The following is a 19,517-nucleotide window of genomic DNA, read 5'->3' on the forward strand; positions in this document are numbered from 1 at the left end:
AATGGCAATCAAGCCACTGTCTTTGCTGTAAACAGGTTCTCTTGTGCAAATCGCGTTTCATGGGCAGACGGCGTCTGGCCCTGATGTACGGTTTTTTCCGGCAGCGCAGCGCCCGGCAGGTCTGTTACGGGGCGTTTCCCCACATAGCGCGGGATGAATGACACAACCCACACCACGGTGTTGAGGAAGACCAGGATAATGTTGCGTATGACGGGCGGCGCGTAATCGGCCAGACGCAAGTAGCCGCGAAAGCCGAGAGCCAGCACATCAACCAGACTTTCGACCGGTTTATCCTGCGGGAAGCTGTCTTGCCAGAGCGCCCAGGTGTCGGCGCGGGCAAACGTACATTGAATGAAATCAATATGCTGGCGAATGGTCAGGTTGGTCATTCGCAGGCCAATCTTGTTGTCGAACGCGCGGGTGACGCTGAACGGGAAGGCGTACTCCTGCTGACCGCGTTTTAGCAACAGCGAGACGTTGTCCCCGACCTGAAGAATGCCTGATTCGCGGGCTTCAACACCCACGCCGCCATCGGAATAGTCGCGCAGCACGCAGGGGAAAAGATGCCCATCGGCACGGAGAATAGCGGCTGACATCGACATCTCTACCCGATGTGCCTGACGCACCTGCTTGGCTTCTACAGCAACCGCGACGGCTCCGCCTAAAATGGTCATGTTGTACATGACCCAGAGCAGGCTGATGAGCACCGTCATGATCTCTTCCGGCGGCCCGTAAATCAGTCGCCAGCCGGCATACACCACCCCGGCGATATTCAGCAGCACCAGCACCAGATAAGGCCGCGTAATCACCCAGTCGACATGCTGTTCTTCAACCAGCCCACCTTTCGCCGTCACGTTGAACTTCCCTTTATGCGGGTTAAACAAGGCTACGGTGGTGGGGCGGGCGATGTACCACGCCAGCACAGTTTCATAAATCTCACTCCAGAAAGAGTGACGGTAGCGACCCTGAATACGTGAGTTGGTCAGGCTGGCATGCACCATATGCGGCAACACGTAGAGCGCGATGGCCAGCGCTGGGGCGAAAATGATGTAGGCGTGCAGCAGCAGAAAGGCCAGCGGCGCCGTCAGGAAGATCAGTCGGGGAATACCAGACAGAAAGTGCATCATGGCATTGGCATAACACAGCCGCTGCCCGAGCTTCAGCCCTTTGCCGAATAGGGGGTTATCCAACCGGAAGATTTGCACCATGCCGCGCGCCCAGCGAATACGCTGCCCGATGTGGGCCGACAGGCTCTCGGTCGCCAATCCGGCGGCCTGTGGAATGCGGATATATGCCGAGCTGTAGCCACGGCGATGCAGGCGCAGCGACGTGTGAGCATCCTCCGTTACCGTTTCGACCGCGATGCCGCCAATTTCATCCAGCGGTTTACGCCGCAGGATGGCGCAGGAACCGCAGAAGAACGTGGCATCCCACATGTCGTTGCCGTCCTGAACCAGACCGTAGAACAGCGTGCCTTCATTGGGCGTGCGGCGGAAGCGTCCCAGATTGCGTTCGAACGGGTCGGGCGAGAAGAAATGGTGCGGCGTTTGTAGCATCGCCAGCTTTTTGTCTTTGAAGAACCAGCCCATGGTCAATTGCAGGAAGGAGCGGGTAGGCACGTGGTCGCAGTCAAAAATGGCGACAAACTCGCCTTCCGCCTGTTTCAGGGCGTTGTTGATGTTCCCAGCTTTGGCATGTTCGTGCGTGACGCGGGCGATGTAATGGACGCCGACTTCTTCAGCGAAGGCTTTAAATTCGGCGCGCCCGCCGTCATCCAAAATATAAATATTGATCTTATCTTTAGGCCAGTCGATGCCCAGCGCGGCATACACCGTCGGTTTCACGACGCTCAGCGGCTCATTGTAGGTCGGGATCATGAGATCGACGGTCGGCCACGTTTTACTGTCTTCCGGCAGCGAAACTGGGTGTCGGTTCAACGGCCAGATTGTCTGGAAATAACCCAGAACCAACACGACCCAGGCATAGGTTTCCGCCGCCAGCAGCAGCAGGCCGCAGATCAGGCTCAGCGGATCGTCCCAGTTGAGCGTTTCGGTGTAGCGCCACCACAGATAACGGCAGGAGACGGTGAAAGAAAGGGCGATCATCATGAGCGTCGGCATGCGTCCCGGCATGTTGCGAACGAGCATGGCGATACCCCACAGCAGCGCCATAAAAATAAACTGAGACAGCAAATCAAACGGCTGTGTGATGCACAGCAGCGCGAGCGCTGCACACAGCAGGCTCAGTATCACTGTCACCAGCCTTTGTACGTGGCTCGTCTTGGCAAGACGGAACTCACTCTCTTCGCGATCGTCAGTATTCGCGTGGCTAAAGCGGGTAAACAGCGCTTGCTGCGCGTTCATGTAGCGTTGCCGCCAGCGCGGTAGCGCGGAGAAGATATTGCGGCGTGATATCGGCAACTGGCCGTTTTTGATGGTCAGCAGCCAAATGCCCTGCGTCAGATAGCGAAGAATATCGGCCGGACGCGGGCGTTGAGGCGAAATGTGTGGGAACCAGTAGGTTCGCTGCGCGCGAATTTGTTGCCAGCCCTCAGACTCCAGACGCAAGAAGATCCAGCCGAGTATCGCAAATAGCGTGGCGAGAAATGCCGCAAAGGCGGAGGCTCCCTGCTGACGATAGCCGCGGTAGCGCTGCTGTATCGCCTGTCTGGCGGGCGGAACGAGAAAGAGGCGCAGAATCCCGTTCATACGCCACTTTCCTTCACGTGAATCAGGCACCAGTTTGCCAGCGTCATGATCTCTTCTGCTGCCACGCTGTCTGGGCGGCATTCGCCCAGCGGCTGTTTCAGCATCAGCGATTCTGCCAAGGCTTCGTCACGGTGTACCACCAGCGGCAGCAGGTGTGACAGCGTGTGCAGCCAGAGCTGGTGTAAATCCTGCTGGAGCGTGCTGAGAGTAGAAAATTGATTAACCAGAAAATGGCACTGACGCGGCAACGCCTGCTGATGTAACCGTAAATGGCAGTTGGCATCGGCCACCACCACCTGAAAAACGGTATTCGCGGTGGCCAATGCCTGCCGCGTGAGCGGGCTGTTGTCCGCTGGTACATCGATCAGTATCCAACGGTGCCGGCCTGCCGCGTTGAGCTGCGCCAGATTGTTTTGCCAGAGTGCGGGGTGCTGGTGGTAATGCTGTTGAAGCGTCGCGACTTCCTGCGTGTTCAGGCGACCAAACGGCAGAAAATCCAGTCCGGGGAGATACTGCATGGCACCGGTTTGCCACGGTGCGCTATCGGCTTCTGCCCGTGCCCAGCCGCGGCACTGTTCAAACGGCATATTAAAATTAATACGCAGCAAATTATCCGGCGAAAAATCAATCACCAGCGCGGATTCACCCAGCCGTTGGAAGGCCCATCCCAGTGCGGCGGCGATCGAGGTAGTGCCTACGCCTCCACGGATTCCCTGCAATGCAATCACGGGCATCGTCAGTCGCTCCTGGCCGGTTCTTTTAATTCATCGAGCAACGGCCAGCGAGCCATCATTTGGCTGAGACGCGCCTGACGGGCGATATCGATATAGTTTATTTCAGGTAAAGAAAAAGCCTGACTGAGAACCCGTAGATCGTCGTCGGTTCTTGCATTTTCGGTTAAATCGGCGTGCGCGCTAGTATCACGAGTCGGTTCGTTATTCATCCCATGCCTCTGAAATAGGCTATCCATTATCATTGAGATCGATAAAGGGAAAACATCCGAATAGCAGATGTGGTGCGTCTTTTACTGCCCCCAGAACAGACAGTCTGGCAGATGAAGGGTTACGCCTCTGCTGTCTTTAATAAGGGGTCAGGTGTGCCCGTTAACTATAGCAATGAATTGATGATTGCAATGTGCATAGGAAAAAATAGTAACCGGTGGTTTATCAAGGGATAGGAATAATTTATAGCGCACAGTTGTGATCCCTCGGGGGACTGCTAGAGTTTATTTTGACTGTGTTATTAAGGTGGAACACTGCCATTAACGGAAAAGAAATCAGTCTATGAAGCAGAACTTTTCATTAGGTATTCATCACCTATGGGATGAGCTGGCTACGCTCCAGCAGGCCGGCTTTTATTGGGTGAATATTGACCGACAGGTTGATGCCGCATTATTTTGCCAACAAGTCATACACAGCCAAAATAACGACGCGAGAGTGGCGCTAATCGGCTGTGGGGAAAGATCTGATCCTCTTCTGACAGCATTGTTTACGACAGAAAATAATACTACCGAAAAAAAACAATTATCTTGCTATGCACTGCCGGAAAATAAAGCCGCGTTGCTGAATTTAACCGATGATTTAATGCGTGCATTGCGCCCCAAAAACCGTCTATTGGTGCTTTATGCTCCGGCCAGCCTGTGGCGGGATATCTCGCCGGAAAGGCTCCAGCGTTGGGTGGATGATACGGCGGCATGGCTGCATCAACGCCAGTGTACGCTGGTCGTTATCAGCCACAGCAGCGGCGTAACGCGCTTGAGGAATATGCTGATTTCTCAACATCGCGGGCTCTATGGCTTAGCTAGCCTGCAATGGCAACAGGATCGCGCGCAGTATCTGGTGTCATGGTGGGCAACGGAAAGAGGCGTGCGAGCGAATAAGGTGCAGATGCTGCAATCCGACAGTGACGGGTGGCACATGCTGAAGGAAGAGGAGCTAACCCTCACGCCGTCTCTGGATGATGATGGGCTGTTCCTGATGGAAAAGAGCGTGATGGAGGGTGCTCCTGCGCTGTCAGAAAACTGGCAGCTACTGGACGACAACGCCATTTTGGTACAAACCGGCATGCTGACGAACTCGGCTACCCTCGTTTTTGCGCTCAATCAAACCAGCCAGGTCGATACGCTCGTCAAACAGGTTCATAGCCTGCGGCGGCAGCGCGGTGAATTACTGAAGATTGTGGTGCGAGAAATGAAGCCTTGTCTGCGCGCCAGCGACGAGCGCCTGTTATTGGCATGTGGCGCGAATAGTATTGTCTCGCATTCAGAGCCGCTATCCCGTTTCCTGACGCGGATTGAAAGCGTGCAGGGGCAGCGCTTTACCAAGCATGTTCCTGTCGATGTCGAGGTCTTGCTGACCACCATGCGACCGCTACAGATTAAGGGCTACCAGCCTCCTGAGACATTTCGGCAGTCTGTGAAGATGTTGATTGATAGCACGCTGATGCCAGAAGGCAGCAAGGGTGTGCTAGTCGCATTGCGCCCCGTGCCGGGCGTGCGGGCGGCGCAGGCGTTGACGCTGTGCACGCTGCGACGCTTTGGTGATGTCGTCACGATCGCGCAGGGTCGCCTGTTTTTATTCCTGTCCAACTGCCGTCTGAATGAGCTGGATATCGCGCTGAAATCTATTTTCCGTCTGCCGGTGGATGAAGCGTTCAGTAATCGGATTGTTTGGTCACAAGACCTACAGATTCTGGCAGAAGTTAAATCGCTGGTGCAGGACGATACGCTGGTGCAGGAGCGGCAGATTAACGATTATGTTCACTTGCAGCAGGCCGAATCGGCGCCGCATAGCCAGACGCCGCGGCGTGAACCTGTTGCTATTAATTTACTGGAGCCTGATCTATTGGGTTCCAATTTACGGGCCCGCGCACCGGGAGAACCATCATGAACCTGATTGATATCGTTCAACTGGTGTTATTGAGCGCGGTCATCTTCTTTACGCTTGGCTATCTGGCGCACCGTGTGATTCCCCACTGGCTTCAATACTGGAAAAACAGGCTATTGTCGCCGCGCTACCTGAAGCCTGCGAGTGTCTGGATGCGTAGTGCTTCTTCAACAAAGACGGTCTCAACCCAGCCGACTTCAGCAGAGACTAAAAAATAAAATGGACGACAAATCACGTAAGCAGCAACCGCATACGCAACAACAGCAGAATGTCTGGCGCTACTGGTGTGGGCTCGGTGCCTGGAATGTGTATTTTCTGCTGAAATTTGCCCTGTTATGGTTTGGCTACCTGAATTTTCATCCGCTGCTTAATCTGGTCTTTCTGGCGTTTTTGCTGTTCCCGATTCCCAACGTTACGCTGCACCGCTGGCGTCATATTATTGCCATTCCGCTCGGTATCGGGCTGTTTTACCACGATACCTGGCTGCCGGGCATCAACAGTATTCTCAGTCAGGGGTCGCAGGTTGCGGGCTTTAGCGCAGCCTATTTGCTGGAGCTGTTCAATCGCTTTATTAACTGGCAAATGGTCGGGGCGGCGGCGGTCATTATCGTGGCCTATCTGTTCTTCGCGCAGTGGATTCGTATTACGGTGTTTACCGTGGCGGCGCTGGCGTGGTTAAACATCGTCAATCTGGCGGGCCCGGCAGTGTCGCTGATGCCTGCGGTATCGACGGCAGCCTCTTCGACGGCGGCTTCCCCGGCTGGCGGAGACGCAGCGCTGCCCGAGGCCACCTTACCGCCAACGAATGCCAATCTCACGGCTTATCTGAACCAGTTTTATACGCGAGAAAGAGCGCGAACCACGACGTTCCCGGCTACGCTGCCGCAGGATGCCCAGCCTTTTGACCTGCTGATTATCAATATCTGTTCGCTGTCGTGGTCGGATCTGGAAGTGGTGCAGTTGGAAAACCATCCGCTGTGGAAGAAGTTCGATATCCTGTTCCGTGAGTTTAACTCTGGCACTGCTTATAGCGGGCCGGCGTCCATTCGCCTGCTGCGGGCAAGCTGTGGTCAACAATCCCACACCGATTTGTACCAGCCGGTGAACCAGCAGTGTTACCTGTTCAGTAATTTGGTGAAGCTGGGCTTTGAAGAACAACTGATGCTCGACCATTCCGGCGTCTTTGGGAATTACCTGCGTGAGGTGCGTGAAGAGGGCGATATTCAGATCCCGATGATGTCGCAGGAGGGCATTAGCCACCAGATTACGTCGTTCGACGGTCAGCCGATTTATAACGATCTGGAGCTGTTAAATCGCTGGTTGGGCGAACGGGATAAAGCGACGACGACGCGTAACGCGACCTTCTTTAACCTGATTCCGCTCCATGATGGTAACCGTTTTGTGGGCACGAACCAGTCGGCAGACTATGCGCCACGGGCGAAGACTCTGTTTGACCAACTGGACGCTTTTTTTGATGAGTTGCAAAAATCCGGCCGCAAAGTCATGGTAATTGTGGTGCCTGAGCACGGTGCGGCGCTGGCTGGGGATAAAATGCAAATGTCCGGCCTGCGCGATATTCCTAGCCCGAGCATCACGCATATTCCTGTCGGCGTGAAACTGTTTGGCCTACAGGCACCGCATCAGGGCGACGCGCTGGAGATTACGTCTCCGAGCAGCTATCTGGCGATTTCAGAACTGGTGGCTCGGATGGTGGACGGCAAAGTGTTCACCGCGCCTTCTGTCGACTGGCAAACGCTGACGAGCGCACTGCCGCAAACGGAAGCGATCTCGGAAAATGAGAACGCTATCGTGATGCAATATCAGGGAAAACCGTACATTCGCCTGAACGGCGGAGACTGGGTACCTTACCCGCAATAACGTCATCCCATCATGTTATCGGGCAGGTGAGAATCCTGCCCGATTCCCCAGTCTGCTCCCCGAATGACCGCGCTAGCTTATGCAGGGGATATTCCCTATCCTGAGGCCGCGTTACCGCTGTTGCCGAAGGTAGCCTAGGATTAAGATGAAATCCCCCGAACATCAGCAGAAAACAGCGTTAAGGCGGCGATAAGCTGCCTTATACTACTTGCCGCGTGTAAATCGTGTTGCTGTGTGTAACGCGTGCGCATTTTTCGCGCTGTATATTGCTCACCTGTTTGTGGTTTGGTGGGCCAGGTATTCAGGTCTGCATAACAGGTTGACGGAGAAAGCGCTTGCGGCTCAGACGTTCATTAACGATTAAACAGATGACAGCCGTGTCAGCCGTGGCACTGGTGACGATCAGCCTGTTTATCGTCATACAGCTCTTTCACTTCGTTCATCAGCGCCGTGAAGATTATGCCAAACAGCTGGAGAGCATCGCCTATTCCGTGCGTCAACCGTTGACGGATGCGGTGTTACAAGGCGAAGTGCAGCGTGCGGGTAATATTCTGGATAGCCTATTACCGGTTGCTTTTCTGAGCCGTGCAGATGTGCTGCTGCCAGATGATTTCCAGACGCTGCATGCGAATTTCCCGAAAGAGCGTCCGGTGCCAGACTGGATCGCGCGGGTCTTTAAGCTGCCGATCCGTATCTCTATTCCGCTTTATTCACCGCCACAGACGCAGTATTCGGCTCCGTTAGCGCATCTGGTTTTGCAGGCGGATTCCTACCGGATGTATCAATTTATCGTCAGCACCTTTTCAACCATGCTGGCGACGTATCTGCTGCTGGCGCTGATTATGTCGATCGCCATTACCTGGTGCATCAACCGACTGCTGATACACCCGCTGCGTGGGATTATTGTCGAGTTACAGAATCTACCGCCGGACGACATGCTCCACCGTCAGCTTACGCTGCCGCCTTGGCATCAGGATGATGAGCTTGGCGCGCTGGTGCGCAGCTATAACCGTAATCAACAGCTGCTGGCGCAGTCGCTTTCTGCTGGAACGGAAGGGGCGGGGGGGCCGGACAACGCACACTTTATGCGACGCTTTGAACAGCGTCTGGCCGATGCGACACCGTTCAGTCTGCTGGTTTTCGGGCTTGATTCGTCCGCCAGCAAGCAGGGCAAGGTAGACACGCTAGCGAAGCAGCTCAGCGCAGTAATTGAAGAACAAAGCGAGGCTGGGCCTATCTATCTGGCGCGCCTCGACTGTGATGAGTTCGCTATCATCGGGAAGCAACTGCAATCTGCCGGACAGGCACAAGATTGGGCACAGAATGTGATGCTGGCGATTAATTCACCCTTTTTGCCTGCGGGCTCCCAGCCTGCGCGGGCTGTCAGCGTGGGTATCCTCACTATTACCGATCCTCGACCAGAGGAGGCGGCGCTGCTTTTATCACAGGCACGTTTTGCTATGCAGCTGGCGCGGCGTGATAAAAAATTTGGTATTCATCCTTTCACGGTGCCTTCCTGAGTATTCATAGGTAACGCAAATGTTACTTTTTATATATAGGTTTCCTGAAAGGCGCATTCCCCGTATGGCGGGGGTTTGAGGGCTTTTTAAAGCAATCTCCCTGCCGAAAAAATGTGCATCTGTTACAAGTAAATTGCACTGATGTTTCTTTATAATTCCTGCTGACGTGATTCAGCTCTTGTTTTTAACCTATCGTTCACAAACTAAACTTATAAAACATTCTCAGCTTGTTATTGCAATGTTACTTTTCGGCGCAATCACAGGCGGCATTTTCGTACCCTATTCCCCTCCTGTGTTTTCCCCACCATAGGACGTATGTATGAAAACATCAATTTTTAAAAGTCTTTATTTTCAAGTTCTTGCCGCCATTACAATAGGGATACTGTTGGGGCATTTCTACCCCCAGCTTGGTGAGCAAATGAAGCCGCTGGGCGATGGGTTTGTTAAATTAATTAAAATGATTATTGCGCCGGTTATCTTCTGTACGGTAGTAACCGGTATCGCAGGCATGGAAAGTATGAAGTCGGTCGGTCGTACTGGTGCGGTCGCCCTGCTGTATTTTGAAGTCGTGAGTACGATTGCGTTGATTATCGGCCTGGTAGTGGTCAACGTGGTGCAACCTGGCGTGGGCATGAACATCGATCCAAGTACGCTTGATGCGTCTGCGGTGGCGGTTTATACCCAACAGGCTTCGCAACAGGGTCTGATTCCGTTCCTGATGGACGTGATTCCAGCGAGTGTGGTCGGTGCGTTTGCCAGCGGTAATATCTTGCAGGTTCTGCTGTTTGCTGTGATGTTCGGCTTTGCGCTGCACCGCTTAGGGCCAAAAGGCAAAGTGATTTTCGACGTGATCGACAGCTTCTCCAAAGTCATTTTCGGCGTCATTAACATGATCATGAAACTGGCTCCGCTGGGTGCGTTTGGTGCAATGGCCTTCACCATCGGTAAATACGGTGTCGGTACGCTGATACAGCTGGGACAGCTGATCGCTTGCTTCTACATCACCTGTGTGCTGTTCGTGTTCCTGGTGTTGGGCAGTATTGCCAGAGCGACGGGCTTCAGTATCTTCAAATTCATTCGCTACATCCGTGAAGAACTGCTGATCGTACTGGGTACATCCTCTTCTGAATCCGTGCTGCCACGTATGCTGGAGAAGATGGAGAAGGTCGGTTGTAAAAAATCTGTCGTGGGCCTGGTGATTCCTACCGGCTACTCATTCAACCTGGATGGCACCTCCATCTATCTGACAATGGCCGCGGTATTTATCGCTCAGGCGACCAACAGCCACATGGATATCTGGCATCAGATTACCCTGTTGGTGGTACTGCTGCTGTCCTCTAAAGGTGCTGCGGGCGTGACGGGAAGTGGATTCATCGTGCTGGCGGCAACGCTGTCTGCTGTGGGCCACCTGCCCGTTGCTGGTCTGGCGTTGATCCTGGGTATTGACCGCTTCATGTCAGAAGCCCGTGCGCTGACTAACCTGATTGGTAACGGTGTGGCGACCATCGTGGTAGCGAAATACTGCCGCGAGCTGGATGAGAAGAAACTGGATGCTGAGCTGTCTGGCACCAACAAGAACGATAACGCAGCTACACCAACTGCGCAGTCATAATTCCAGCATGTCGTTATAGTACCAGCATAGTGTTCTATACTAATTCCCCACGGCGCTAGCGCCCCGTGGGGAATTTTTTTGCCTGCCGATACGTCGAACCAAACTGTTTCCCTTCCTTTTCTTGCCCGCCATGAAACGTAAAAATATTGTTAAATATGACTATTTCTACCTTTTTTGCAGATTATTTCGTCTTCTGGAGTGACATAGACAAAAGCGCGCGGTCTAAGGGAATGGTACACTTCGCGTCTTAATTTTTTCCGTGATATATCCACGAGAGTGTGCGGTGGCAGACGCAAGGCCACCATAATGATCAACAATAACCACATTATTATGTTGGATAGCTATTAGTAGGGGTTCACATGCAGGGCACCAAAAAGGCGCTTTTCGTTGGTGGTTTGTTGCTGGCCGTGGTCAGCAGCGGTGTGCAGGCTGAAGCACTACAGCCCGATCCTGCCTGGCAGCAGGGTAAACTCGATAATGGTTTTACCTGGCAGTTATTAACAACGCCACAACGCCCCGGCGATCGGGTTGAGCTGCGTCTGGTTGTTAATGCCGGGTCGCTGCTGGAAAACGCGCAGCAGGTAGGCTTTGCCCATTTTCTTCCCCGTCTGGCCTTAGCGCCCGGCGATAAGCTGTCCGCCGCCCAGCGACCTTCCATGTGGACGCGGGATGCTAACAGCTCACGCGTCCTGCCTCCGGTCATTGTCTCGTATGACTTCACGTCGTATAACCTGAGTTTGCCGAATAATCGCCCCGAATTGCTGAAAGAAGCGCTGACGTGGCTTTCGGAAAGCGCAGGGCAGATGGCGTTCGACGAAAAAAGCCTACAGGCTGCGTTGAAGGTGCCCGATCAGGTGGCAACCTTTCCGGTTAACCCACAGGATCCGAGCTGGCGCTACCGCCTGAAAGGCTCACCCCTGCTGGCACACGATCCTGCTCAGGACGTCAAACCGCCGTTGAATGGCGAGCAGCTCCAGCAGTTTTATAAAACCTGGTATACGCCAGATGCGATGACGCTCTACATCGTCGGTCATGTGGATAACCGCAGCGTGATCGAGCAGATCGGAAAAGTCTTCTCCCCGCTGGAAGGGAAACGTGAAGCACCAGCACCGTTGCCGACATTAAGCCCGCTACCGCCGCAGGCGATCAGCCTGATGAATAACAACGTCCAGCAGGATACGCTGTCGCTGATGTGGGATGCCGCGTGGCACCCGATTCGTGAATCGCAGGCGTTGGTTCGCTACTGGCTGGGTGATATGACGCGGGAGGCAATGTTCTGGCACCTACAGCAGGCGCTGGAGAAGAGCTCACTGAAGAGCAACAATCTCCGCTTCGACTGCAATGTGTTTTATACCCGTTCTCAGTGCGCGATTCATATGGATGTACCGAATAGTGAGGGCGTTGAGCCGGGCGTGACGTTTATGGCGCGTGAACTGGCGACGCTGCGTGAAAAAGGGCTCACACAGCAAGAGTTTGATGCGCTGATTGCGCGCAAGACAGACGAGCTGAACAAGCTGTTTGCGACCTATGCGCGGACCAGCACGGACATCCTGATGGATCAGCGGCTGCGCTCCCAGCAGAATGGCGTCGTGGATATCGCTCCCGAGCAGTATCAGAAACTGCGTCAGACTTATCTGTCTGCGTTGACGCTTGATATGCTGAATCAGGAACTGCACCTGCAACTGGCACAGGATACGACGCTAATGCTGATCCAACAGCCCGGTGAACCGGAGGCGAATATGAAGGCGTTGCAGGAAACCTACGACCAGATTATGACGCCAACTGCCGAGCCTGTCGCCAGCGCCGCTGCTGCGGCACCTGAAGAAAAAAAACCGCAGGAAACGGTTCCCGCCGCACAGTAACTTATTAATAAGTAAGTCTTTAATCAGCAAATAGTAAAGGCCGCGATTGCGGCCTTTACTTATTATCACGCTACGTACGGTTTACGCAGGCATTGCCTCTAGCGGGATAATTGCACCACGGTATTGAATGACTGTGCTGGCTGTCAGGTGACCGCGCTGTGCGGCTTCCTGTGTGCTGCCGCCATTCAGACGTACTGCCAGATAGCCTGCGCTGAAAGAGTCGCCCGCAGCGGTGGTATCGACCACTTTCTCTTTTGGCAATTTGATCGCGGGAACATCAACCAGCTCTTGCCCGCGTTCAGATACGATGCAGGAATCGGCACCGCGTTTGATGACCACTTCGTTAACGCCCAAGCCGTGCGTCCGATCCAGCACCGCTTCCAGCGGCTTCGTGCCCCACAGCATGTCTTCATCATCCAGTGTCAGGAAAGCGATATCGGTACAGGACAGGATGTCGGTGTAGGCTTGCTGCGTTTCTTCCTTGCTCTGCCACAGACGTGGGCGATAGTTGTTATCAAAAATCACTTTACCGCCGTTGGCGCGGCAGGCGCGCAGCAGGGCGAGGAGACGCTGGCGGCTTTCGGCGTTCAGAATCGCTAGGCTGATGCCGCTCAGGTAGAGATAATCAAATTGTGCCAGCGATTGACCGATTTTTTCTGCTTCCGGGCTGTCCAGCCAGTAGCGGGCAGCGGCATCATTACGCCAATAGTAGAACGTACGCTCGCCGCTATCGTCGGTTTCAATGAAGTATAAACCGGGCAGCTTGTTGTCCAGTCGCTGAATCAGGTCGGTTTTCACCCCTTCTTTCTGCCAGGCAGCCACCATCTCAGTACTGAAGCTATCAGTGCCGAGCGCGGTCACGTAATGCACGCCCAGCTTATCGGCGTTTACCTGACGGGCAATGTAAACGGCAGTGTTCAGCGTATCGCCGCCAAATCCACGGTTAAGATCCGTGCCCTTCTGCGACAGTTCGATCATGCATTCGCCGATTACGGCAATGTTAGTAGTTGTCATCACTTTTGGCCTGTTTGAAAAGCTGGGGATAAAAAATGCGGAAATTAACGTCAGTCTCAACATTACGCGAGACTGAGTCAATAGCCTTGAAACGATGTTTTATTTTTTCATGACGCAGATCGGAAAACCAGTGCTTTCACGCTGCTTTTAGCGATCGGAGGACGGTTCTTTCTCCTGCTCATTCTGATCTGACGAGGTGTCGCCTTTGTAATTCGCCGTTGCGATCCAGGCGGCGCAGAAGAGCGTCAAACGAGCGAAGAAATAGAAGAATGCCATCAGGCCAATGACCGAACCGAATGCGGCACCGGAAGGCGAGCTGGCCAGTTTAGGCAGCGCAACGGTCATCGCGAATTTGATGATTTCAAAGCCCACGGCGGCGATCAACGTGCCGCGAAAGAGCGCTTTGCGTTTGGGTTTATGGCGCGGTAAAACGAAAAATATCCACAGGAATAACAGATAGTTGGCGAAGATGGAGATTGACAGGGCAATCAGCGTTAACGCGGGACGCAGCCACTCGATACCATCTAACCCCAGCGCGGTCACAATCATGTTCTGCGCGGTGCCGGCAACGGAGGTCAGGAAAAGCGTGATGATAAGCGCAATGACCAGACCGGTCAGCGACAGGAAATCCCGCGTGTACTGAAAGTAAATCTTCTCTTCATCTTTCGGGTTCCGTTCCCACACGTCACGCGACTGGGCGCGAATCGCCTCACGCAGGTTTCCCATCCAACTGATGCCGGAATAGAGTGCGATCAGCAACCCGGTCAGCCCGACGGTGGTGCGCTGCTGCACGGCGGTGTTGACGGTACTTTTCAGCGTATTGGCCAGATTAGGATCGCTGATGCTGTTGACGATGCGGTTAATCAGCCCTGTCAGCAGATCGGGGTTGGAGGCCAGCACGAAACCCACGGCAGCAAAAGACACCATGAGAATCGGGATCAGTGACAGAAAGGAAAAATAGGTAATGGCCGCGCCAAACTGGTTGCCCATCCGATCGTTGAAGCGTTCGCCCGCGCGAATCAGGTGCGCCACGCTGGGGATCGCCTGAATACGGGCGACCAGACGTTTGCTCTTGCCCAGAAACGAGAGGGGTTTCTGTGGTGATTTATCCCCTTCTGGGGTTGACGATGTTGACTGGCGATCCGGGTCTGCCGGTACAGGCATTGCGTTTCTCCTGTGTTCGGGATTAGTTTATTAGCATAAGGTTGATTATAACCAACAATATACTCGTCATCCTTCAAGTTGCATGTGTGTTGGCAATACTACTCGGCCCACTTTCGTGGGCCTCGCCCCGTTGGGGCCGCTGCAAGCAGCGTTCAAACCTGCCTTTGGCAGATTTGCGTTGTTCAAAACGCTAACGCTTTGTCCTGAAACTCGAATTATTTAGAGTATATAGCAATATGATTTTTCGATGTTTTTCTGAACGTACGTCATACACGGACGTTAAGCGAGTGAACTTTCCATGCCAACACCTTCCCCATCCAAACCGGCGCTGAGCGGTCTGCGCCTTAATCTGCGCATCGTTTCGATTGTGGCGTTCAACTTCGCCAGCTATCTGAATATTGGCCTGCCGTTGGCGGTGCTGCCGGGATATGTGCACGATCATCTTGGCTATAGCGCATTCTGGGCCGGGCTGGTGATCAGCCTGCAATACTTCTCCACGCTAGTGAGCCGCCCGCATGCGGGTCGCAGTGCTGATGAGAAAGGGCCGAAAAAAATCGTCGTCTGGGGGCTGGCTGGCGTCATGTTGAGCGGGGTGTTTTATCTGCTGGCCGCCTTTAGTGACGCCTCGCCTGTGATTACGCTGCTGCTACTGTGTCTCGGGCGTATTGTGCTCGGCGCCGGACAGAGCTTTGCTGGTACTGGTGCAACGCTCTGGGGCGTCGGCGTGGTCGGTTCCCGACATATTGGGCATGTGATTTCATGGAACGGCATTGCGACTTACGGCGCGATGGCAATTGGTGCACCGCTCGGCGTCTGGCTTAATCATCTCGGTGGGCTAAAGCTGCTCTCCGTGTGCATTATCCTGATTGCGGCTGTGGCGATTGTTCTCGCGCTACCGCGCCCCCCAGTGCAGATCTCACCGGGGAAAAAGATTCCCTTCCGCGAAGTGCTGGGGAAAGTCTGGGTTTACGGCATTATTCTGGCGATCGCCTCCGCGGGTTTTGGTGTGATAGCCACCTTCATCACGCTGTTTTATGCCGATCGGAATTGGGAAGGTGCAGCGCTGACGCTGACCATTTTCAGCGTTTCCTTTGTCGGTGCACGGCTGATGTTCTCTAACAGTATTCAGCGATTTGGCGGCTTGCGCGTGGCGATGGCGTGCTTTGTGGTTGAGATCGTGGGGTTGCTGCTGGTCTGGGGAGCGACGCAGCCGCTGATGGCGGAAGTCGGTGCGTTCCTCGCGGGGGCGGGTTTCTCTTTGGTGTTCCCAGCATTAGGCGTTGTCGCCGTTAAGGCGGTATCGCCGCAGAATCAGGGTAGCGCGCTGGCAACCTATACGATATTTCTCGACTTGTCGCTGGGCATCGTCGGGCCGGTGGCGGGCGTGCTGATGGCCTATACCGGCATCGCCTCTATTTATTTGGCGGCGGCGCTGTTGGGGCTAGGCGGCTTAGCGCTGACGTGGCGACTGACCCAGCGCACGGTAGAAGACTAGGGCCGGCCATAATAAAATACCTGAACATCATGCCTCCACATTGCCAGAACGCAACAGACCCTCGTCCAGTCTGTTGCGTAGTGACATCGTGTTATTTAATCGGCTGCTGGTCCGTTTTAGGCTGGTTGGCACGATAGGCATCCATGATTGGTGCCCAGTCCATGCCTAACGGAATAGGGTGCTGTTTAAACAGTTCGCCGTACTCCTTGTCGAACTCATCAATGCCGTATTGTCTGGCTACGGGTACCTTTTTATCATACCAATCATCGGTAACCTCTTCGGCAATGCCACGGGCAAGCAAGAGGTCTGGACTAACGCCAAGTAAATCCCCGAACAAGAGCACTTCATAATAGCCACCGGGCGCCAAGCCAAAATAGAGCCAGCTACGCTGATCAATACGCTCGCCAATCTGATAACGCTGCTGCATTTGCTGCGCCAAATCGGCAGGTAAATCAACCTTGATGCGATAGCGTTTGCGGTCATATAAAGACACCATCTCTATTACTGCTTTGTCAGGAACAACGATTCCGTCTGTAGGTAATCCTCCCCCTCCTGCCCAGTAGTAACGTTTGCCGACGATCCGATCACTCAAAAGCCCGCCACTGCCACCGCCAGCCTCACGATCGGCGTAAACGAGTTTCCCATCACGATAAAACTCTGTTCGGGTATTACTAGTGATATCGATATTGCTCCCCGTACCATAATTCCAGCTAACGTGAGTCATTGGGTTCAGGCTTGAGCAGGCTATCAACGAAACACATAGCCCCACCGCCATAGTGAAAGATCTCAACATCATGCCTCCAAATTGCCGATGATATGCCGCCGTTCCTTGCTTACGGTGGTTTCTTGTTTGTGGGTATTCACTGGGCTGGCGATCCCCTGATTGCCAGAAGGCAACGCAACAGACCCTCGTCCAGTCTGTTGCGTAGTGACATCGTGTTAGTTAATCGGCTGCTGGTCCGTTTTAGGCTGGTTGGCACGATAGGCATCCATGATTGGTGCCCAGCCCATTCCTAATGGGATAGGGTGCTGTTTAAACAGTTCGCCGTACTCCTTGTCGAACTCAGCCCAACGCTTTTCATATTGTTTTTCCAAGGGCATGGCCTTGTCTCTCCAATCATCGGTGACTTCTTCGGCAATGCCGCGGGCAAGCAAGAGGTCTGGACTGACTCCAAGCCCGCGGCCCATCAAGACCACCTCATAATAACCGCTGGGGGCAAGGCCAAAATAGAGCCGATTTCGTTGATCAAGGCGTTCGCCAATCTGATAACGCTGCTGCATTTGTTGTGCTAAATTTGCAGGTAAATCAACCGTGATTCGGTACCGCTTACGATCGTAGAAGGACACCATTTCTATCGACGCTCTGTCAGGGACGGGAACACCCTCGGTAGGTAACCCGCCACCTCCAGCCCAGTAATATTTTCTATCAATGATATCTTTGTATGGTGCACCAGCGTTACATCCTCCACCGGGATAACTGGATACGGTTTTCCCGTTATGATAGAAAGTGGCTTTCGTCGTACAAAAACTGTCAATATTGCTGCCAGTGCCATATCTCCATGAAAAAGCCGAGTTAGCGGGATATGGGCTTGAGCAGGTCACTAGCGAAATGCATAGCCCTACCGCCATCATAAAAGATCTCAACATCATGCCTCCAAATTGCCGATGATATGCCGCCGTTCCTTGCTTACGGTGGTTTCCTGTTTGTGGGTTCCCGCCGGACTGGATATGCCCTGATTGCTGGCGCTGCGGTGCACATAGTCGCGACGTAGCGCCCGATAAACTTCGGGGGAGAGCTGCTGACTCAGATTTTTCACTACAGCCAACTCGGTGGCTGCCAACGCCCAGAGTTGATTCAGTGCTTTAAGATTAACCGCCGGTAATTTAGCAGCCAGAGATTCCACGGTCATTAAAGGATCATTGGAATCCCACACCTTAAACGGCACCCCAGCAGCCCGCCCGGCCTCCACCATCATATGTAACGGAATTCGCGAGTATTCCCCTTCTACCACGCGGCTCATTACCACCTCTACATACACCGCCTTTTTCGGCCACGAGTCATCCTTACCATGCCGTCGGATAAACGAATAAGGAATCAGGCTAATCGCTCCTACAGGAGGAATAGCAGCACGCGGTAAATGCGGGTGGAAGCGTCCGACCCAGCCTTGCGCAATTTTCTCTTCGGCATAGACCTTTGCCTGACGATAGGCGCGGCTTTCGGTATCCCGCGTAGTCGTCGCTTCCTCGCTCATAAAGCGCTCCAGCTCAAGGCATTCCGTTAGTGCCGGGTCGCTGTTCGGGTTACGCAGGCTCCAGCGGCTGTAATACCCGCCGCCAAGATCGGAGTGTGCACCCGGCAGTGCCAGTTCGGTAAAGTGCGGAGGGATGCTGGTGCCAATCGCGGTCGGGGTGATGCGCGTTAACGGGAAGTGCTTGCGTACCTCATCCAATGCGGTTAAGTGCACCACCCGTTCGGCGCAGTCATCCTGCAAACGGATGTTGAGGCTGGGGTGATACGATGAGGCCACCGTATCAAAAATGCCGACAAAGGTGATACGCACATCGTCCCGATTCGCCCAGTCAAATCCGGCCTTCAGGCGGATGGTGCTGGTTTTGGCCACCGCCTGCACCAGCGGATGATCGGCCTTCTGGTCGATCACATTAACAAAATGACGTGCCGCTGCCGCCCCGCGGCTGAAGCCAAACACATCGAAGACAATACGATGGATACAGTCGATGTTAGAAAGAGCGTCCTTAAGATCATCATCTATCGCTTGTATGATGGCCTGTTCACAGGCCTGATTCACCTTGCCCACAATAGAGGTGTTTTCACCACCAAAATCCAGATCCAACCCTTTTGTCAGCATATTGTCCGATCGGTATTCCTGCCCCTCGTTTCCTGCGACCGGATCGCGCGTACCAATACCGCTGATATAGCTATGGGCGCTCAATGTTTTAGCCCCAAAGATATATTGATCGTAGAGTTTCCAGACATTGGTTTTATCGTTCGCCGCACTGTCACTCACCGGAAGCCGTCCCATCTGGCAGCCGCGCAGCTCTTTCTCTCGCTGCACCGGATCGGAACAGGTTTCTGCCAGCCATTGCTCCACTTTTTTAAGGCCGGATTCGGCGTTATAAGTGTTATTCCCCGTACCATCGAAGAACACACCAATACGCAATACGTTGATCTGGTAGCCTTTTACTTCGATGACGTAGGAGTGTTTAGTAAATAAGCGAACGTTTCCGGCTTTTCCTTCCTGATACGCTTCTGGCAACGGTTGTTCTGGCGCAGTCAGGCACAGGTCACCCGTGGTAACCTTAATATGTTCCCGTGGCGTTTCATCATGTCCGATTTTTTCTGCCACATAGCGAGGCACGG

General features: G+C 53.8%; 15 protein-coding genes. 7 read left to right on the forward strand and 8 right to left on the reverse strand.

Annotated features, from left to right (window positions below; genetic code table 11):
- Positions 1-8: 8 nt before the first annotated feature.
- The 3 genes from bcsA to bcsR are packed head-to-tail and all read right to left on the reverse strand — an operon-like array spanning position 9 to position 3,651.
- Positions 9-2,708 carry a UDP-forming cellulose synthase catalytic subunit gene (bcsA, locus tag K7X24_RS17770; protein WP_224556335.1) on the reverse strand — a complete coding sequence of 900 codons (2,700 nt, stop codon included), beginning with the start codon at positions 2,706-2,708 and terminating at the stop codon, positions 9-11.
- Positions 2,705-3,442 carry a cellulose biosynthesis protein BcsQ gene (bcsQ, locus tag K7X24_RS17775; protein ID WP_224556339.1) on the reverse strand — a complete coding sequence of 246 codons (738 nt, stop codon included), beginning with the start codon at positions 3,440-3,442 and terminating at the stop codon, positions 2,705-2,707. The genes bcsA and bcsQ overlap by 4 nt, the downstream gene beginning before the upstream one ends.
- A gap of 2 nt (positions 3,443-3,444) precedes the next feature.
- A complete protein-coding gene (gene bcsR / locus K7X24_RS17780; protein ID WP_224556341.1) occupies positions 3,445-3,651 on the reverse strand; it encodes a cellulose biosynthesis protein BcsR in 207 nt (68 codons plus the stop codon).
- Positions 3,652-3,991: 340 nt separating this feature from the next.
- On the opposite strand from bcsR, the gene bcsE reads away from it, so the two are divergent.
- From bcsE to K7X24_RS17810, 6 genes are all read left to right on the forward strand, one after another.
- Entirely contained in the window at positions 3,992-5,596 is a 1,605-nt protein-coding gene (gene bcsE / locus K7X24_RS17785; protein WP_224556344.1) for a cellulose biosynthesis protein BcsE, read from the forward strand.
- Positions 5,593-5,811: a cellulose biosynthesis protein BcsF gene (gene bcsF / locus K7X24_RS17790; RefSeq protein ID WP_039533513.1), complete on the forward strand. Its 219-nt coding sequence runs from the start codon at positions 5,593-5,595 to the stop codon at positions 5,809-5,811. Before bcsE ends, bcsF begins: the two co-directional genes overlap by 4 nt.
- 1 nt (position 5,812) lies before the next feature.
- On the forward strand, positions 5,813-7,471 hold the full coding sequence (gene bcsG / locus K7X24_RS17795; protein ID WP_224556360.1) for a cellulose biosynthesis protein BcsG: 1,659 nt from the start codon (positions 5,813-5,815) through the stop codon (positions 7,469-7,471).
- A gap of 368 nt (positions 7,472-7,839) precedes the next feature.
- The gene (locus K7X24_RS17800) at positions 7,840-8,991 is read left to right on the forward strand and encodes a diguanylate cyclase domain-containing protein (protein ID WP_224556373.1); all 1,152 of its coding nucleotides are present in this window, start codon (positions 7,840-7,842) and stop codon (positions 8,989-8,991) included.
- A 319-nt stretch (positions 8,992-9,310) separates the two neighbouring features.
- Positions 9,311-10,603, forward strand: a complete 1,293-nt coding sequence (locus tag K7X24_RS17805; protein ID WP_039491980.1) for a dicarboxylate/amino acid:cation symporter — start codon at positions 9,311-9,313, stop codon at positions 10,601-10,603.
- Positions 10,604-10,962: 359 nt separating this feature from the next.
- Positions 10,963-12,465 carry a M16 family metallopeptidase gene (locus K7X24_RS17810; RefSeq protein WP_224556375.1) on the forward strand — a complete coding sequence of 501 codons (1,503 nt, stop codon included), beginning with the start codon at positions 10,963-10,965 and terminating at the stop codon, positions 12,463-12,465.
- A gap of 81 nt (positions 12,466-12,546) precedes the next feature.
- Here K7X24_RS17810 and K7X24_RS17815 read toward each other — a convergent pair whose 3' ends face one another.
- Positions 12,547-13,479 carry a sugar kinase gene (locus tag K7X24_RS17815; RefSeq protein ID WP_039474767.1) on the reverse strand — a complete coding sequence of 311 codons (933 nt, stop codon included), beginning with the start codon at positions 13,477-13,479 and terminating at the stop codon, positions 12,547-12,549.
- A 147-nt stretch (positions 13,480-13,626) separates the two neighbouring features.
- Entirely contained in the window at positions 13,627-14,643 is a 1,017-nt protein-coding gene (yhjD, locus tag K7X24_RS17820) for an inner membrane protein YhjD (RefSeq protein WP_103862347.1), read from the reverse strand.
- Positions 14,644-14,941: 298 nt separating this feature from the next.
- Here yhjD and K7X24_RS17825 point away from each other — a divergent pair, with 298 nt between their 5' ends.
- Positions 14,942-16,138, forward strand: coding sequence for an MFS transporter (locus K7X24_RS17825; RefSeq protein WP_224556378.1), 1,197 nt, complete (start codon positions 14,942-14,944; stop codon positions 16,136-16,138).
- Positions 16,139-16,229: 91 nt separating this feature from the next.
- Here the strand turns inward: K7X24_RS17825 and K7X24_RS17830 are convergent, their stop codons facing one another.
- The 3 genes from K7X24_RS17830 to K7X24_RS17840 all read right to left on the reverse strand — a co-directional run.
- Positions 16,230-16,931: a DUF2931 family protein gene (locus K7X24_RS17830; protein WP_224556380.1), complete on the reverse strand. Its 702-nt coding sequence runs from the start codon at positions 16,929-16,931 to the stop codon at positions 16,230-16,232.
- A gap of 146 nt (positions 16,932-17,077) precedes the next feature.
- Positions 17,078-17,785 (reverse strand): DUF2931 family protein, encoded by a 708-nt coding sequence (locus tag K7X24_RS17835; protein WP_224556382.1) that lies wholly within the window; start codon positions 17,783-17,785, stop codon positions 17,078-17,080.
- Positions 17,785-19,517: T6SS phospholipase effector Tle1-like catalytic domain-containing protein (locus K7X24_RS17840; protein WP_224556384.1), on the reverse strand; the 1,733-nt coding region annotated here is incomplete at its 5' end. The genes K7X24_RS17840 and K7X24_RS17835, both read right to left, overlap by 1 nt.

Origin of the sequence: Pectobacterium versatile, from assembly GCF_020166435.1 — a bacterium.
Classification (GTDB): Bacteria; Pseudomonadota; Gammaproteobacteria; order Enterobacterales; family Enterobacteriaceae; genus Pectobacterium; species Pectobacterium versatile.

Coding starts and splice junctions, on each gene's coding strand:
- bcsR (WP_224556341.1), bottom strand. CDS start 3,651: ATGAATAACGAACCGACTCGTGATACTAGCGCGCACGCCGATTTAACC.
- bcsG (WP_224556360.1), top strand. CDS start 5,813: ATGGACGACAAATCACGTAAGCAGCAACCGCATACGCAACAACAGCAG.
- bcsA (WP_224556335.1), bottom strand. CDS start 2,708: ATGAACGGGATTCTGCGCCTCTTTCTCGTTCCGCCCGCCAGACAGGCG.
- bcsF (WP_039533513.1), top strand. CDS start 5,593: ATGAACCTGATTGATATCGTTCAACTGGTGTTATTGAGCGCGGTCATC.
- bcsE (WP_224556344.1), top strand. CDS start 3,992: ATGAAGCAGAACTTTTCATTAGGTATTCATCACCTATGGGATGAGCTG.
- bcsQ (WP_224556339.1), bottom strand. CDS start 3,442: ATGCCCGTGATTGCATTGCAGGGAATCCGTGGAGGCGTAGGCACTACC.
- K7X24_RS17830 (WP_224556380.1), bottom strand. CDS start 16,931: ATGTTGAGATCTTTCACTATGGCGGTGGGGCTATGTGTTTCGTTGATA.
- K7X24_RS17835 (WP_224556382.1), bottom strand. CDS start 17,785: ATGTTGAGATCTTTTATGATGGCGGTAGGGCTATGCATTTCGCTAGTG.
- K7X24_RS17825 (WP_224556378.1), top strand. CDS start 14,942: ATGCCAACACCTTCCCCATCCAAACCGGCGCTGAGCGGTCTGCGCCTT.
- K7X24_RS17815 (WP_039474767.1), bottom strand. CDS start 13,479: ATGACAACTACTAACATTGCCGTAATCGGCGAATGCATGATCGAACTG.
- K7X24_RS17805 (WP_039491980.1), top strand. CDS start 9,311: ATGAAAACATCAATTTTTAAAAGTCTTTATTTTCAAGTTCTTGCCGCC.
- yhjD (WP_103862347.1), bottom strand. CDS start 14,643: ATGCCTGTACCGGCAGACCCGGATCGCCAGTCAACATCGTCAACCCCA.
- K7X24_RS17810 (WP_224556375.1), top strand. CDS start 10,963: ATGCAGGGCACCAAAAAGGCGCTTTTCGTTGGTGGTTTGTTGCTGGCC.
- K7X24_RS17800 (WP_224556373.1), top strand. CDS start 7,840: ATGACAGCCGTGTCAGCCGTGGCACTGGTGACGATCAGCCTGTTTATC.